The sequence below is a fragment of the Vibrio caribbeanicus ATCC BAA-2122 genome (assembly GCF_000165125.1).
Classification (GTDB): domain Bacteria; phylum Pseudomonadota; class Gammaproteobacteria; order Enterobacterales; family Vibrionaceae; genus Vibrio; species Vibrio caribbeanicus.
The window spans coordinates 206,894-221,193 of record NZ_AEIU01000069.1; the positions used below are offsets into that span (position 1 = coordinate 206,894).

General features: G+C 41.8%; 16 protein-coding genes. 9 read left to right on the top strand and 7 right to left on the bottom strand.

Going from position 1 to position 14,300, the window contains the following annotated elements; all coding sequences use genetic code 11:
* Position 1 precedes the first annotated feature (1 nt).
* Together RH40_RS09640 and RH40_RS09645 are read right to left on the bottom strand one after the other, a co-directional pair.
* A complete protein-coding gene (locus tag RH40_RS09640; protein WP_009601279.1) occupies positions 2-853 on the bottom strand; it encodes an amidohydrolase family protein in 852 nt (283 codons plus the stop codon).
* Positions 854-862: 9 nt separating this feature from the next.
* On the bottom strand, positions 863-1,588 hold the full coding sequence (locus RH40_RS09645) for an SDR family NAD(P)-dependent oxidoreductase (protein WP_009601280.1): 726 nt from the start codon (positions 1,586-1,588) through the stop codon (positions 863-865).
* Positions 1,589-1,789: 201 nt separating this feature from the next.
* Between RH40_RS09645 and soxR the strand changes: the two genes are divergently transcribed.
* Positions 1,790-2,242 (top strand): redox-sensitive transcriptional activator SoxR, encoded by a 453-nt coding sequence (soxR, locus tag RH40_RS09650; protein WP_009601281.1) that lies wholly within the window; start codon positions 1,790-1,792, stop codon positions 2,240-2,242.
* Between the two features lie 49 nt (positions 2,243-2,291).
* Here soxR and RH40_RS09655 read toward each other — a convergent pair whose 3' ends face one another.
* Entirely contained in the window at positions 2,292-3,035 is a 744-nt protein-coding gene (locus tag RH40_RS09655) for a glycerophosphoryl diester phosphodiesterase (protein ID WP_009601282.1), read from the bottom strand.
* Positions 3,036-3,242: 207 nt separating this feature from the next.
* Between RH40_RS09655 and ugpB the strand changes: the two genes are divergently transcribed.
* From ugpB to RH40_RS09675, 4 genes are all read left to right on the top strand, one after another.
* Positions 3,243-4,550, top strand: a complete 1,308-nt coding sequence (gene ugpB / locus RH40_RS09660; RefSeq protein ID WP_009601283.1) for a sn-glycerol-3-phosphate ABC transporter substrate-binding protein UgpB — start codon at positions 3,243-3,245, stop codon at positions 4,548-4,550.
* Between the two features lie 66 nt (positions 4,551-4,616).
* Positions 4,617-5,498 (top strand): sn-glycerol-3-phosphate ABC transporter permease UgpA, encoded by an 882-nt coding sequence (gene ugpA, locus RH40_RS09665; RefSeq protein ID WP_009601284.1) that lies wholly within the window; start codon positions 4,617-4,619, stop codon positions 5,496-5,498.
* On the top strand, positions 5,498-6,346 hold the full coding sequence (gene ugpE, locus RH40_RS09670; protein WP_009601286.1) for a sn-glycerol-3-phosphate ABC transporter permease UgpE: 849 nt from the start codon (positions 5,498-5,500) through the stop codon (positions 6,344-6,346). Before ugpA ends, ugpE begins: the two co-directional genes overlap by 1 nt.
* 1 nt (position 6,347) lies before the next feature.
* Positions 6,348-7,448 carry a sn-glycerol-3-phosphate import ATP-binding protein UgpC gene (locus RH40_RS09675; RefSeq protein WP_009601287.1) on the top strand — a complete coding sequence of 367 codons (1,101 nt, stop codon included), beginning with the start codon at positions 6,348-6,350 and terminating at the stop codon, positions 7,446-7,448.
* 29 nt (positions 7,449-7,477) lie between these two features.
* On the opposite strand, the gene RH40_RS09680 is transcribed toward RH40_RS09675, so the two are convergent.
* On the bottom strand, positions 7,478-7,783 hold the full coding sequence (locus RH40_RS09680; protein WP_039954505.1) for a DUF6482 family protein: 306 nt from the start codon (positions 7,781-7,783) through the stop codon (positions 7,478-7,480).
* An 87-nt stretch (positions 7,784-7,870) separates the two neighbouring features.
* Between RH40_RS09680 and RH40_RS09685 the strand changes: the two genes are divergently transcribed.
* Both RH40_RS09685 and RH40_RS09690 read left to right on the top strand, forming a co-directional pair.
* Positions 7,871-9,334, top strand: a complete 1,464-nt coding sequence (locus RH40_RS09685) for a cryptochrome/deoxyribodipyrimidine photo-lyase family protein (RefSeq protein WP_009601289.1) — start codon at positions 7,871-7,873, stop codon at positions 9,332-9,334.
* A gap of 65 nt (positions 9,335-9,399) precedes the next feature.
* Positions 9,400-10,092 (top strand): flavin reductase family protein, encoded by a 693-nt coding sequence (locus tag RH40_RS09690; protein WP_009601290.1) that lies wholly within the window; start codon positions 9,400-9,402, stop codon positions 10,090-10,092.
* Between the two features lie 2 nt (positions 10,093-10,094).
* On the opposite strand, the gene RH40_RS09695 is transcribed toward RH40_RS09690, so the two are convergent.
* The 3 genes from RH40_RS09695 to RH40_RS09700 form a co-directional block, all read right to left on the bottom strand.
* Entirely contained in the window at positions 10,095-10,583 is a 489-nt protein-coding gene (locus RH40_RS09695) for a peptide-methionine (S)-S-oxide reductase (protein ID WP_009601291.1), read from the bottom strand.
* A gap of 86 nt (positions 10,584-10,669) precedes the next feature.
* Positions 10,670-10,831, bottom strand: coding sequence for a hypothetical protein (locus RH40_RS20815; protein ID WP_009601292.1), 162 nt, complete (start codon positions 10,829-10,831; stop codon positions 10,670-10,672).
* 514 nt (positions 10,832-11,345) lie between these two features.
* The gene (locus tag RH40_RS09700; RefSeq protein ID WP_009601293.1) at positions 11,346-12,200 is read right to left on the bottom strand and encodes an AraC family transcriptional regulator; all 855 of its coding nucleotides are present in this window, start codon (positions 12,198-12,200) and stop codon (positions 11,346-11,348) included.
* A 161-nt stretch (positions 12,201-12,361) separates the two neighbouring features.
* Here RH40_RS09700 and RH40_RS09705 point away from each other — a divergent pair, with 161 nt between their 5' ends.
* Together RH40_RS09705 and RH40_RS09710 are read left to right on the top strand one after the other, a co-directional pair.
* Positions 12,362-12,994: an HAD-IA family hydrolase gene (locus RH40_RS09705; RefSeq protein WP_009601294.1), complete on the top strand. Its 633-nt coding sequence runs from the start codon at positions 12,362-12,364 to the stop codon at positions 12,992-12,994.
* A gap of 220 nt (positions 12,995-13,214) precedes the next feature.
* Entirely contained in the window at positions 13,215-14,174 is a 960-nt protein-coding gene (locus RH40_RS09710; protein ID WP_174260319.1) for a transposase, read from the top strand.
* Positions 14,175-14,300: the final 126 nt, after the last annotated feature.

Below are 14,300 nucleotides of genomic sequence, written 5' to 3' on the forward strand. Positions count from 1 at the left end.
TTCAGAATTTATACCATTTATAGGCGTTGTGGCTAAGCAGCGCCTTTTTTGTTTTATCTGGTAAGTTATTAAATGACTGCCAGTATTTAGAATAGCTTTGAGAGAAAAGGCATAGAGGAAAGTTGCTTGCAAGCATCACTCTATCTAGACCAAAGCTTGAGATACATTCTTCGACCACCGTTAACACCCAATTTGATTGGTATCTTCTGTCTCCCATTTCCCAACCAGAACACTTAATCGCGACCTTAGGATGTTTAGCGATTAAGCGTAAATTATTCACCCAAACAGGATATAGGCTGTCATTGGTATTGGGTGGGAAACCAGCGTGATTAATAATAACGGTTAGGTTGGGTATACTGGTTAATAATAAGTCGAGTTGTTTGACCGCTTCCGTGTTTATGAACGGCATCTGTAGTTCAAATATTAAGTCGTGTGCGGCGAGCTGTTTTAGGTTCTGTTGCACGTTCGATAAACCAAATAGTTCACAGGCCTCATCATCCAAGATGTGCCTTGTTCCAACAACAGTTGGGTATTGCCGTAGATTGTTTAAGTCTTGAGTAAATTGACTGGTTGTTTTTGTTAGATCAACGCAGGCAATGGACCTAAAAGGTAGCTTATTGTAGGTTTCAAGCCACTCTATCTCGCGCCAAAATTGAACATTATCAAACCCAGCTTCGATATGAACATAGCCTGTAAGTGTAAGCTCTGAGGGGAGAGTGAGATCAGACTCTCCCCAATTTTTAGCAATCAGAGGCTTATCTGGCCAAAATGGTGGGTTTTCTGCTTTAAGCCATCGATAATCGCCTTTATCGAGATCAAAAAAATGAAGGTGTGCATCAATCAATTCCAGCATGAATTTTCCTTAGCCTGTTGTGTAGCCACCATCAATAACCTGGGTGCTCCCAGTGATAAAGGTCGCTTTATCACTGGCAAGGAACAGAGCATATTGTGCAACTTCAATTGGCTGACCAAGTCGACCAAGGGGTTGTAACGCCTCTTCACTCTTGTGAACATCTTCAATATTCGCACCGGACTTATTACAGTAGTTTTCGATTGCTCTGTGATAGAGAGGTGTTTCGATGGTTCCTGGACAAAGGGCATTAGCACGAATATTGTATTGCGCGTAATCCAATGCGGTTGTCTTGGCTAATGAGGCAAGGGCTGCTTTGCTCAGGTTGTAGGCAAATGAGTTACGTTTTGCTATCAATGATTGATCGGATGCAATAACAATAATGGAGCCTGAACCATGCTTCTTCATACTGGGAAGAACCGCCTGCACTGCTGAATATGTACCTTTGACATTGATGTCAAATACGCGTTGAAGATCTTGTTCTGTGGTCTCTTCAATAGTGGCAGAAAAGTGAACGCCTGCACTGGTGATAAGTACGTTAATTGGGTTTTGTTCGGCAATTTTTTGGATACTTTCAACGACGCTTGCGTGATCGGTAATATCACAACATACAAACCGACCAGAGTTGCCTTCTGTAATATCTAGGTTAAAGACTTGATAGCCATTTTTAACGAAGAGTTCGACAACCGCTCGGCCGATACCAGAGCTCCCACCAGTAACAATACATGTTTTTTTCATTATTAACAGTTCACTAACCTTATTCAGGGCCTTAAATTTTACGTGATTTGATCAAATCTGCATAGCGTTAAACTAACGTTGTTTGCACTGAGAATTAGTTTGTGTTTGAATTTTTTAATCCTGTAAATACGCATGTTGTGTCACTTAAAAGCAGAAGTTACACTATTCAACGGGAGATGAGGTTTACTTGGGAAGCCCAAAATGGAAATGAGTGTTGGTCAGGTTGCAAAGCGAGCAGGTATTAATGTATCTGCACTACATTTTTATGAGCAAAAAGGATTGATTCATAGCTGGAGGAACCAGGGAAATCAGCGAAGATATCACCGTAGTATTCTGCGTCGTATTGCAGTCATTAAGGCAGCACAAGAAGTTGGTTTGAGTTTGGATGATATTCGTGATTACTTCGACTTACTACCAAAACATCGTGCTCCTAGTCGAGAGCAATGGGATCAAATGGCGGCAGGCTGGAAAGAACTTCTTGCCCATAAAATCAGACAAATGGAAGCATTAAAAGACGACTTAGAGGGGTGTATTGGCTGTGGCTGCCTCTCGATGGATTCGTGCGCTCTTTACAATCCTAAAGATATCCGAGCAAAAAGCTATCAAGGTGAAACACGTTTGACTAACCCCGAAGAATGGGGCCAGCCGTTGTAACCCTGATTAGGGTTGTGCAAAAAAGTTTTCGCAATTGAACATGCTATCGTTAAATATCTAGGACGGGTTCTAATGCTTTAGATTTCACAAAGTTTTGGGGTGTGTCTGTGATAATTCTATCGACTCCCCAGTTCCCATGTTCCTTTACTAACTCAGGAAAATTTGCCGTGTAACAGTGAAGTTGAAAGCCTGCTGATTTTACCTTCACTGCTTGCTGCTCAGTAAGGAAACGATAATCGCAATGGACGCTATAAGCATCGATTTGTTGAAGAATATTCAAGAAATCATAAGGTATGGTTTGCCAAAGTTGGCCTCGTCTAATTGTCGGAGCATACTGAGCAATACAGAGTAAAGCATCGGTGCTGAAGCTGGAAAAAAGCAGTTGCTCATCATCTATTTCTGACTCCATAATGACCAGAGCAACCTTTTCACAAAGCAGGTCAATATCACAACCAGGGAAAGTCTTAAGCTCGATATTGATATTGATTTTTTTACTGGCAGCGAGTGACAGGACTTCAGCTAACGAAGGGATATATTCTCCCTCAAATTCATCGCTAAACCATAGACCTGCATCCAAGAGCCTTAGCTCATGCCATGTTAAATCTGACACTTTTCCTTGACCATTAGTGCATCGATTAACGGTTTGGTCATGAAAAACTACCGGAATATGATCTGCCGAGAGCTGGACGTCGAGTTCAATTGAATCGCAGCCAAACTGAATGGCTTTTTTGAATGCCGATAATGTATTTTCTGGTGCTAAGCTTGATAAGCCACGGTGCGCTGTTAGTTTCATGGTTTTAGTCCACTAGTTATTTTATTGAAATATCTCTTTAACATATGAAGGTTCGATGACGAAATTGTGAAGTTATTAAGGCAAATCTAACACTATTTTAAATTCACCAAATTGTCACGGAAACGTCACTCTTCTCGCCTAATGTCATCCCAACGTAATCGAACAGATTACTTCTTTAAAATGGAATAGATGATAAGAGGGATTATCATGGCAATAAAAACTATCTTAGGGTTAGTGACGACCACAATCGTATTTACCGCACAAGTTCAGGCAAAAACTGAAGTTGAGTGGTGGCATGCGATGGGTGGAGTTTTGGGGCAAAAAGTGAACCAGATAGCCCAAGATTTTAATGCGAGCCAATCCGAATATGAAATAAAACCGGTTTACAAAGGGAGTTATTCGGAGACCATGACGAGTGCTATCGCTGCATTTAGAGCGAAACAGCAACCTGCCATTGTACAAGTTTTTGAGGTTGGTACAGCGACAATGATGGGCGCGGATAAGGCTATTTATCCTGTCTATCAATTAATGGCCGATACCAAAGAGCCTTTTAATGCTATCGACTATTTACCTGCCGTTACGGGATATTACACCTCAAAAGAAGGTAAGATGCTTTCTCTACCTTTTAATAGCTCGACTCCAGTTTTGTATTATAACAAAGCGATGTTTGTGAAAGCTGGCCTGACTGAGGCTCCAAAGACATGGCAACAAATGGAGACTACATCTAAGAAGCTAATTGAATCCGGTGCGAAATGTGGCTTTAGCACCACTTGGCAATCGTGGACACAAATTGAAAATTTTGCTGCGAGAAATGATTTGGCTGTTGGTACCCAAAGCAATGGTTTTGATGGCTTAAATACTTCTTTCCGTTTCAATGACTCAGCGTTTGTTAAACACATAGATCAGATGGGGCAGTGGGCGAAAAATGGTATCTTTAAATATGGTGGGCGACAGTCGAGTGGTATGCCTTTATTTTACACTCAGGAATGTGCAATGACGATAGGCTCTTCTGCGAGCTTGTCAGGTATTTTAGAGAGCATGAAAGGAATAGAGGTTGGTGTCGCCGAACTTCCCTATGATGCTGATGTGATCTCTAAACCCAAAAACACCATCATAGGTGGTGCCTCTTTGTGGGTACTTAATGGACATTCAAAAGCTGAATACAAGGGTGTTGCAAAGTTTTTCTCTTATCTATCAAGTCCAGAAGTACAAGCCGATTGGCATCAATTTACGGGTTATCTTCCGATAACGAAAAAAGCTTATGAGCTCACCAAAAAGCAAGGCTTCTACCAAAATCATCCAGGGACGGATACTGCAATTTTACAGATGACTTCATCGACCCCTAGCGTCAATTCAAAAGGTATCCGCTTTGGTAACTTTTTGCAGACGCGAGACATTATCAACGAGGAATTAGAAGCTGTTTGGGCAGGTAAAGCCTCAGCTAAAACTGCTTTGAATAATGCAGTGCGTCGAGGTGATGAACAGTTACGCCGTTTCGAGCGCACACAGAACTAATGTTATAAAGCAGGGCATAGCCCTGCTAATGACTCGATCGAAAGCTTATCGAATATCGGAAATTTTATGTCAACACCTGTAATTTTTAACAATAAGTGGCTTCCTTTAGGTCTTATTGCTCCACAATTAATCATTACCTTGGTTTTCTTTATTTGGCCTGCTGCCCAAGCGATTTTCCAGTCATCTCAACTGGAAGACCCGTTCGGTATGAGTCGCGAATTTGTCGGTTTTGAAAACTTCAGTAATTTGTTTGAAGATATCTACTACCTAGATTCGTTGATTACTACGTTGAAATTTAGTGTTGCTGTTGCTTGCCTAGCATTAGCTATCGCACTGGTTCTGTCAGCATTTGCAGAACACATCATTCGTGGAGCCATGGTATATCGTACACTCCTGATCTGGCCATACGCTGTAGCGCCAGTTGTTGCTGGTTCATTGTGGTTGTTTTTATTTGATCCCACTATCGGAATAGCGACTCATGCACTAGCTTGGTTTGGTATTGTCTGGGACCCTATTTTAAACGGTAATCATGCTATGTGGATGGTTATCGTCACTTCAGTTTGGAAACAAATTAGTTATAATTTTCTCTTCTTTCTTGCAGCCCTCCAGTCTGTGCCACGTTCTCTGCATGAGGCAGCCGCTATCGATGGGAGTGGTCCAGCCAAGCGCTTCATTACCATAAGCATTCCACTGATCTCTCCCACGAGTTTCTTCTTATTGGTGGTCAATTTTGTTTATGCATTTTTTGACACATTCGCGATCATTCACGCAATGACACGAGGTGGGCCAAGTAATAGCACCTCGACACTGGTGTACAAAGTCTATAACGATGGATTTGTTGGGCTAGATTTGGGCTCATCTGCAGCTCAATCTGTCATTCTAATGATACTCGTAGCAGCATTGACCATTGTTCAATTTAAGTACGTCGAAAAAAGGGTGGAATACTAATGGTAGAACGTAGACCTTTGTTTGATTTTTTCTGTCATGTGATTTTAGTCTTGGGAATTTTGGCAATTGCTATACCCGTATGGGTCGCATTGGTCGCAACGACGCATGAAAACGGCGCTTTTGTGAAGGAAACTCCTCTTTGGTTCGGTGAATTGGGTTTTTCCATTTTTACCGATCTTTTGAACCAATCAGATCCAAGTAGCCACAGTCAATTACCGATTTTAAATATGTTGACCAACTCAATGATCATGGCTCTGTGTATCACATTCGGCAAATTATCAATTTCCATTATGTCCGCTTATGCCGTTGTTTTTTTTCGTTTTCCTGGAAGAATGTTGGCCTTCTGGCTGATATTTTTCACCTTGATGTTGCCAGTCGAGGTACGAATCATGCCAACATTTGAAGTCATCACTAATTTGAACATGTTGAATTCATTTTCCGGTTTAACTATTCCTCTTATTGCCAGTGCGACTGCTACGTTTCTTTTTCGGCAGTTCTTTTTGACTGTTCCGAATGAGCTTGTGGAAGCAGCGAGGATTGATGGGGCAGGACCGATTAAGTTTTTCTTCGACATTTTGTTGCCCTTGTCGAGAACAAATATTGCAGCCTTATTCGTTATAACGTTTATCTACGGTTGGAATCAATATCTATGGCCAATGCTGATCACAACCGATATTGAACATCAAACCATTGTCATGGGTATCAAGCAAATGCTTGGTGTGGAAGATGGGCTGATTGAATGGAATAGAATTATGGCCACTACCATCATTGCTATGTTACCCCCTGTGTTCGTTGTTATCGCAATGCAAAAAGCATTCGTTAAAGGACTCGTCGATTCGGAGAAATAAAATGTCTACGCTCAATCTTACTAATATCGAAAAATGCTATCCGAACGGTTATCAAGCGATTAAAAAGTTAGATCTTGATATTCAAGAAGGCGAGTTTGTGGTGCTTGTTGGCCCAAGTGGTTGTGGTAAATCGACCTTGTTAAGGATGATTGCCGGCCTAGAAACCATAAGCGGCGGCGATTTATACATAGATTCGGAGAAAGTAAACCTTCAGGAGCCTGGGGACAGAGATATCGCAATGGTATTTCAAAATTATGCTCTGTATCCACACATGTCCGTATATAACAATATGGCTTATGGCCTGAAAAATCGAAAGACGCCTAAAGCAGAGATCAAACGTTTGGTAACCGAAGCGGCACAGATGCTAGAAATTGAGCACTTGCTTGATCGCAAACCCAAACAACTATCTGGAGGGCAGCGTCAGCGAGTAGCAATGGGACGAGCGATAGTAAGGCAACCCAAGGTATTTTTGTTTGATGAGCCCCTATCAAACCTCGATGCTAAGCTCAGAGTACAAATGAGACTTGAAATTAAGAAATTGCAGCAGCGTTTGTCTACCACTTCTATATACGTAACTCATGATCAGGTCGAGGCTATGACGTTGGCAGATAAATTGGTTGTACTCAATCAAGGGAAGGTCGAACAGGTAGGAAAACCTATTGATCTTTACGACTTCCCTGCGTCGACATTTGTTGCAACTTTCATAGGTTCACCAGCAATGAATATTATAAGCGGAGAAGTTACTCGTCACGGTCTTAGATTAAATGGTCAAGTTCTTTCTGTGCCAACTTCACACTTGGTCGGTGGCCAAATTCGCATCGGGTTACGGCCTGAGCATTTATATCTATGCCGAGATAATCCTTGGTTTTATGCCGATGTTGAATTAATCGAAGTGCTGGGTGCCGACCAGTTGATCCATTGTACAACACAAGGCTATGATTGTGACCGAGTGCTACTTCGTATCGATGGTCATGAAAAAGTAGCAGTAGGTGACAGGTTAGGCATAGCCGTAAAGCCGCACCATATACACCTATTTGATTATTATACAGAGAAAAGAATTGATAATAATGTCGCCGAGCTAAAACGCGTTGTCAATGACTGACGCTGCTACTAATCTCGCAAGGACAAATTTTAGTAATAGCCTTGATCTATAAGGGGCACTTCGAGTTGGTTTGAGCTCGTTTTTTGCGGGCCGCCAACCATTTCATCATAGGCGCTCTGATGCCGTAACACCTGCTTTTCAACCTTGAGCTTAGAGCATTGACGTTGCAATTCTAAAATGGAAAAGGCTTTGAGGAAGTTGCCCTTATTATCGGTAACATAGTACTCCTCTCCATCGACCTCTACCGACACTTGGTACAGGGACATCTCTAGTGAATGAATGATCAGCTTATCGATGACAAAAAACTTTTCTAGTTTACTTAATTCCATTTTCATAGGTTCCTAATCCTCATTTTAGATTTTTAAGTGCGTTTTGACTCACACGCTAACTATTTTCGTATAACTTTTGTTACGAGAGGTGCTATGAAAAAGATTAATTTACTGTGGCTGAAAAGAGACTTAAGGTTAACTGACCACGAAGCACTGTACGCCGCAACCCAATCGGGTAGACCTACACTCATATTCTACTTGTTCGAACCGTTTCTTTTGGATAATCCCCATTATAGTGAGCGTCACTGGAGATTTGTTTATCAGTCTCTCGTTGATATGAATCGACGTCTAGAGCCGTTAAACAGAAGTATTACCATCGCGACCACAGATATTTTTCACTTTCTGGAAGCTGTTTGCTCGACCTATGATGTAGAGATGCTTTATTCCTATCAGGAAATAGGGCTTAAGGTTACTTTTAACAGAGATCTAGAAGTTGCTCAATATTGCAAACAACACACAATTGCTTGGCAAGAGTTTCCTACAGGCGCAGTCATACGAGGTGCTCGTAGCCGTGATAAGTGGGATAAAAACTGGGCAAAAACTATGCGCTCTCCCTTGGCAACTGTGCATCTTAAGAAAGAACATTTGCTACCCTACAGTGAAAAAACGCTTTCATTACCCTGTCACATTCCGAACGCGTGGCGATCTAAAACACAAGGGATGCAGACCGGAGGCAGTGATTTAGCTTGGAAAACACTGGATGATTTTTTTGAACGCCGCGGTAAAAACTACTACAAGAGCTTATCTAGTCCAACTTTATCGAGAAAAGCATGCTCTAGGCTCTCTCCTTATTTAGCATGGGGCAACATTTCATTACGAGAGGTTTACCAACGCGTTTTGGAGCACTGGAATACTAAAGGCTTTCGTCGTAGCTTAACGGCGCTTTCATCTCGCTTGCATTGGCATTGTCATTTTATCCAAAAATTTGAATCCGAATGCGACATGGAATTTCGTTGTTTAAATAGGGCATATGAACCCCTGTTATCTAGCTCTTCTTCGACAGAATTCGATAAACTACAGGCGTGGAAATCAGGACAAACCGGTGTGCCTCTGGTTGATGCGTGTATGCGGTGCTTACATCATACGGGGTATATCAACTTCAGAATGCGAGCAATGCTAGTGAGCTTCTTGACTCATCATATGGGATTTGACTGGCGTTATGGTGTTGAGCACCTTGCGAGTTTATTCTTGGATTTTGAGCCGGGAATTCACTATGCGCAGTTTCAAATGCAAGCGGGTGTGACTGGCATCAACACAATAAGAATCTACAATCCAATAAAGCAGGCACAAGAACATGATCCAGACGGGCAATTCATTCTTCGGTGGGTACCCGAACTAAAGGGTATACCGATACCACTGCTTTACTCACCATCACAGATCACTCCAATGGAAGCTGTTCTTTACGACCTCGACTCGGAAAGCGTTTATCTTAATCCTATCATCGATATCGAACATGCGGGTCGTTTGGCTCGCGATCGCCTATGGACATGGAAGAAACGGGATGATGTGTATCGGGAATCAAAACGTGTGCTGGCGATTCATGTTAGAAAAGGGTGATCGTTTCAACCGCAATTACGTAAGGCTAAGACAGAAAAATGAACGTTTTGAAATGTCAGGTATTTATGAGCCAAGAAAAGCAAATCACTAAACAGCATTTGGGTTCGATGGAGTCACGTTATCGAGCTCGTTTTATCAATAGCCTAACTGGTTTTAAGAGCGCTAACTTGGTCGGGACAGTTGACCAACAAGGCAATCCCAATTTAGCCATTGTAAGCTCGGTTGTACACATCGGGTCCAACCCTCCTCTTATAGGATTTATTAATCGTCCAAACTCAGTCGAAAGGCATACTTTAGAAAATATTCTTGCGACAAAATCGTTTACTCTAAATTCTATTGACGAGGATATCGCTGCGCTTGCTCATCAGACTTCTGCACGCTATCCCAAAAATCAGTCAGAGTTTCAAGCTGTGGGTTTGACTCCCTACACTGATAACGATTTTATTGCGCCTTTTGTTCTTGAGAGTGGTTTAAAAATTGCCCTCACGCTTAAAGAGCATCACATAATAAAAGCGAATGACACGGAACTTATCATCGGGGAAGTAGAACAAGTGCGCGTGCCTAGTGACGCCATTCAACCTGATGGTTATTTGGATGTTGAGTCGATGGATCTAGTTACTATAAGTGGTTTGGACAGTTATCACGTAACTCAACGCCTGTATCGGTTGGATTATGCCAAGCCCGATAAGGCGCTAGAGCCACTTTCTGTGAGTGGTGAAAAGACCGAGTGGAAAGTCAATCAAAGCACTATGGATTGAAATCAGTTTGGCTCAGTTGAGCGGTACTTTTTCATCAAATCAGTTGGGATGTGGCAATAATCGTCGGGAAAACGTGTCAGTCGGTCTTGATGCTCTGCATCACTCGGTACGTAGTTTGTTAGGAGAAGTACCTCGACTGTAATTCGGTCTGCATCTTCTCTATTTGCAATGAACGATTTCGCCGTTGTTAAATGGTCGGTGTTGGTACTGTATAAACCGGTGCGGTACTTCCTACCGACATCGGCTCCTTGCTGATCGACACTGTATGGATCAATAATCTCAAAAAGATGAGTCATCAAACGCTCGATACTTGTCTTGCTTGGGTCAAAGCAAGTTTTGACGCATTCGACGTAATCATCATAGGGGCCAGTGGTTGATGAGCTGGAACCATTCGCTCTCCCTGCTTCTGTCTTAACAACTCCTGGCACGTGACGGATAAACTCTTGCACACCCCACAGGCATCCTCCCGCCAGATAAACTTCTTCGATCATTATTTTTAATCCACACAGAGCTAACGAAGCCCAATTACAGCAAACATTGGGGTGACAAGACAAGTTATTTGAGTTTCCTCTAGAAACTAATAAGAACGCGCTTTCGCGGCGATGATAATGGTAGGGCTGATAGTGTAAAAAACAAAATACGCAACGATAAACGCGGTTAAGGAAACGCTTATCGCTGCGGCATCAAAAGACGATGCAGAATCGTTAATCATTACCCCCTTGGTTTCACCGGATGCCATGCCCTCTACCCCAGATAAAACGCCCACGAGATAGGAAATAAAGAGCGGCAGTAGTGCGTGTCCAGTGTAACGAAATCAATTATTCGTTTTACGCAGCAAACAGCTAATCAGACCAATTCCGTTCATGCTCATATTTCCACTACTTTTTATTAAAAAGCCTCCAGTACAGCCAGATAAATTACGAGATTGATGGTTCAGCCAAAAATGAGATGGAAGGCAATCATAAATGCGAATTTTCTAGCTCGAAAGTGCTCTATTCCGCCATAGTGCTATGACTAAGCAATGGAACACGCTGCTGAATGTTCGATACTTGTAGTTATGACTTGGTGTGGAACAGCGGTTCACAACTTCTCCCATTTATGTGTAAAACCGACTCTTCTATCTGGCAACCTCTGATTGCATTTTTGTGTGATTTCATTAGGCGAGATCAGGCGTTAACGGACAAATGAGCAAGCTACTTGCTTGAGCCAACTGGTGAAGATCTATCTGAATACATAGTTCTATCACCTATCTCCTATTTACTAGAAAATTTATCTCGGTACTCCCTCGGTGTTAATCCTTTATATATCTTAAATAAGCGATTGAAATTTGAGGTATTATTGTATCCAACCATTTGGCATATATGACTGATTTTAAGGCTAGAGGTTTCCAACAAGCTAGCTGCATGGCTCAATCGTATTTTTTTTAGCCTTTGACTAAAGGTTTCGCCAAAATGACGGATAAAAATACGATTAACCGTTCGTTCACAACAAAAAATATGCTGAGACAAATCATGCAACGATATATCTTGAGCATAATGCTGATTCAAATATTCAGATAGCGCTTCAATTCTATCTTTTTCTGACTCAAATTTAGCATGTTCAGAAGAGCCTAAAGTCATGGGATTCTTGTCTTGAGTTACCACTGAAAACACACGAAACAGCACCGATAGCTGCTCTAGACTTGAGGTTGTGTAATCAATCTGATTAATGACTGTTTTTACTTCTACAGCGGTTGGTGTGGAAAATTGAATGGATAAACCATCGCCAAGTATGCTAGAAAGCTTTCTCATCTCCTTACAGTGCATCAACATATTCGACACCCAGTCTTTATCAATCCAAAGGCTGTACCTCTCGGGGGGAAGCTTATTACTATTTGCTACTAACCCTCTTAAATCATGGGGTAATTCTGGTGGAATCAAGAACAAAGAACACGCAGTGATATCTATATCAACACTTCCAATCCTAATTACTCCTTGGGAGTGATCAAGCAACAGAAACTCAAATTCACTGTGAAAATGAGCTTTCAATAGCTCTAAGGGAGAATCATCTAAATGATGTCTCCAAGAGTAGCCTGGACGTATCAAGCTTTTCGTAGGTATGGGTCTCATTCTGTTTAGCACCAATAAATGCAACCTTTAAATGTTGTCGAAATAATATCATTTAATGTCCAGATAGTGCGACTCAAAACACGAGATATATCGAATAATAGACCCAAGAGTTTAGCTAACCTCGAAAACAAAACTAACAATAGACTTAAGAGGTTGAAAGAATGAAGAACTATGCAAAATTCGTCTTTGATATGGATGGAACACTTGTCGATTCTAAGGACGCTGTCGAAAAGGCATGGAGCCTATGGGCGCTAGAACATAACATCAATATTGATCGCATTTTAGCGATATCTCATGGTCGACCAGCAGATGAAGTCATCAAAGAGGTGATGCCCCACCTTAATATCAAGCAAGAAATTGCTAAGCTGGAAGCAATAGAATTGGACAATGTTGATTCTGTAAAACCTATACGCGGAGCGATCGCTTTCCTGAACAAGTTAAACGATCACGACTGGGCAATATTTACGTCTGCACCAAGAGAATTAGCTGTTCAACGATTGATAGCTGCCACAATTCCAGTACCTAAAATATTGGTTACTGTAGAGGATGTACAAAAAGGAAAGCCAGACCCTGAAGGCTACAAACTAACAGCCAAAAAGCTGAAAGTAGTCCCTGAGCAGTGTCTCGTTTTTGAAGATGCTCTAGCAGGTATGCAATCTGCGCTAAGCGCTGGGTGTGATGTTGTTAATATTACCGCTGTAGCGCCTAAACAACCGACTATAAGGGGAGTTACGTTAGCAAAGGATTATTTTGATGTATCAGCATATCTAAACGATCACTTTATTCAGATATAAAATATGGTTCAACCAAAAGTAAGAAACATTGTTTTCGACGTAGAAATAATCAGGAGAAGAATCAGAAAGAATCAGCAAGAAAGCAAAAAGAATCAGAAAAGAATCAGGACACACACCAAAAGAACTAAAAAAGTATGATTCGTTCTTTTTCGATAAGCGGATTACAACCGTTCATTTAGGTAATTGCTAACCTCTCATAATCCATTGGGGAGGTATGTTTATGACAACGGCACGCAAACAGCTTATTTCAATCGAGGCAACATCTTATTATCACTGCGTTTCTCGTTGTGTGAGACGCAGTTTTTTATGCGGTGAAGATAAGCAAAACCAAGTCAGTTACGAGCACCGCAGAGAGTGGATTGTCAATAAAATGCATTCCCTTTCCAGCCTCTACTGCATCGATATTTGTGCCTACGCCATTATGAGTAATCACTATCACTTGGTTGTTAATATCAATCAAACCAAAGCGATAGCCTTATCTGAGCATCAAGTGGTTGAACTTTGGGGGGCAGCTCATAAATTACCGCTCATCATTCAACGTTGGCTACATGGCCAACTGACCAGCCAAAGTGAGCATGAAAAATGTATTGAGCTCATTGAAATTTGGCGGGAACGATTATGGGATTTGAGCTGGTATATGAAAGAACTCAATTATGATATAGCGTGTAAAGCCAATAATGAGGATAACTGTACGGGCCATTTCTGGGAAGGCCGATTTAAGAGCCAAGCTCTGCTCGATAAAAAAGCCCTCGCTGCCGCCATGGCCTACGTAGACTTAAACCCGGTTCGTGCTGGCATCGCCGACAAACCCGAAAACTCCGACTTTACTTCCATCCAAGCTCGCATTAATGCCTTAGATAAGCAGCTTGCCACCGCCCCTTGCCTTCATCCCTTTATTGGTCATGAGAGCAACTTAAAACTCGATGGCATTCCTTTTCGATTGATGGATTATCTAGAATTGGTCGACTGGACAGCCCGCCAAATAAGGCCACATAAATCTTCTATAGACGAGAGCCTACCGCCTATATTAGGAAGGCTCGGGGGAAACATAAATAATTGGCTAAAAGTGTGCACCCAATTAGAAAAGTCCCACACCACTGCAGTGGGCAGCCAAGCAAAAGCCATTATCGCTAGAGATGTGCTTCGCAAGAAAAAGCTCCATTTATACGTATTTGAGTAGTTGCCACTTGCAGTAGCTTGAAGATAGATGCTTACGGCTCAACAGCTGGAAATTCGTTTTCTATAAATACTAAGATATTCAATCAAATACGCTATCTTTTAATCCAAATCGGCAACGATATCGCTA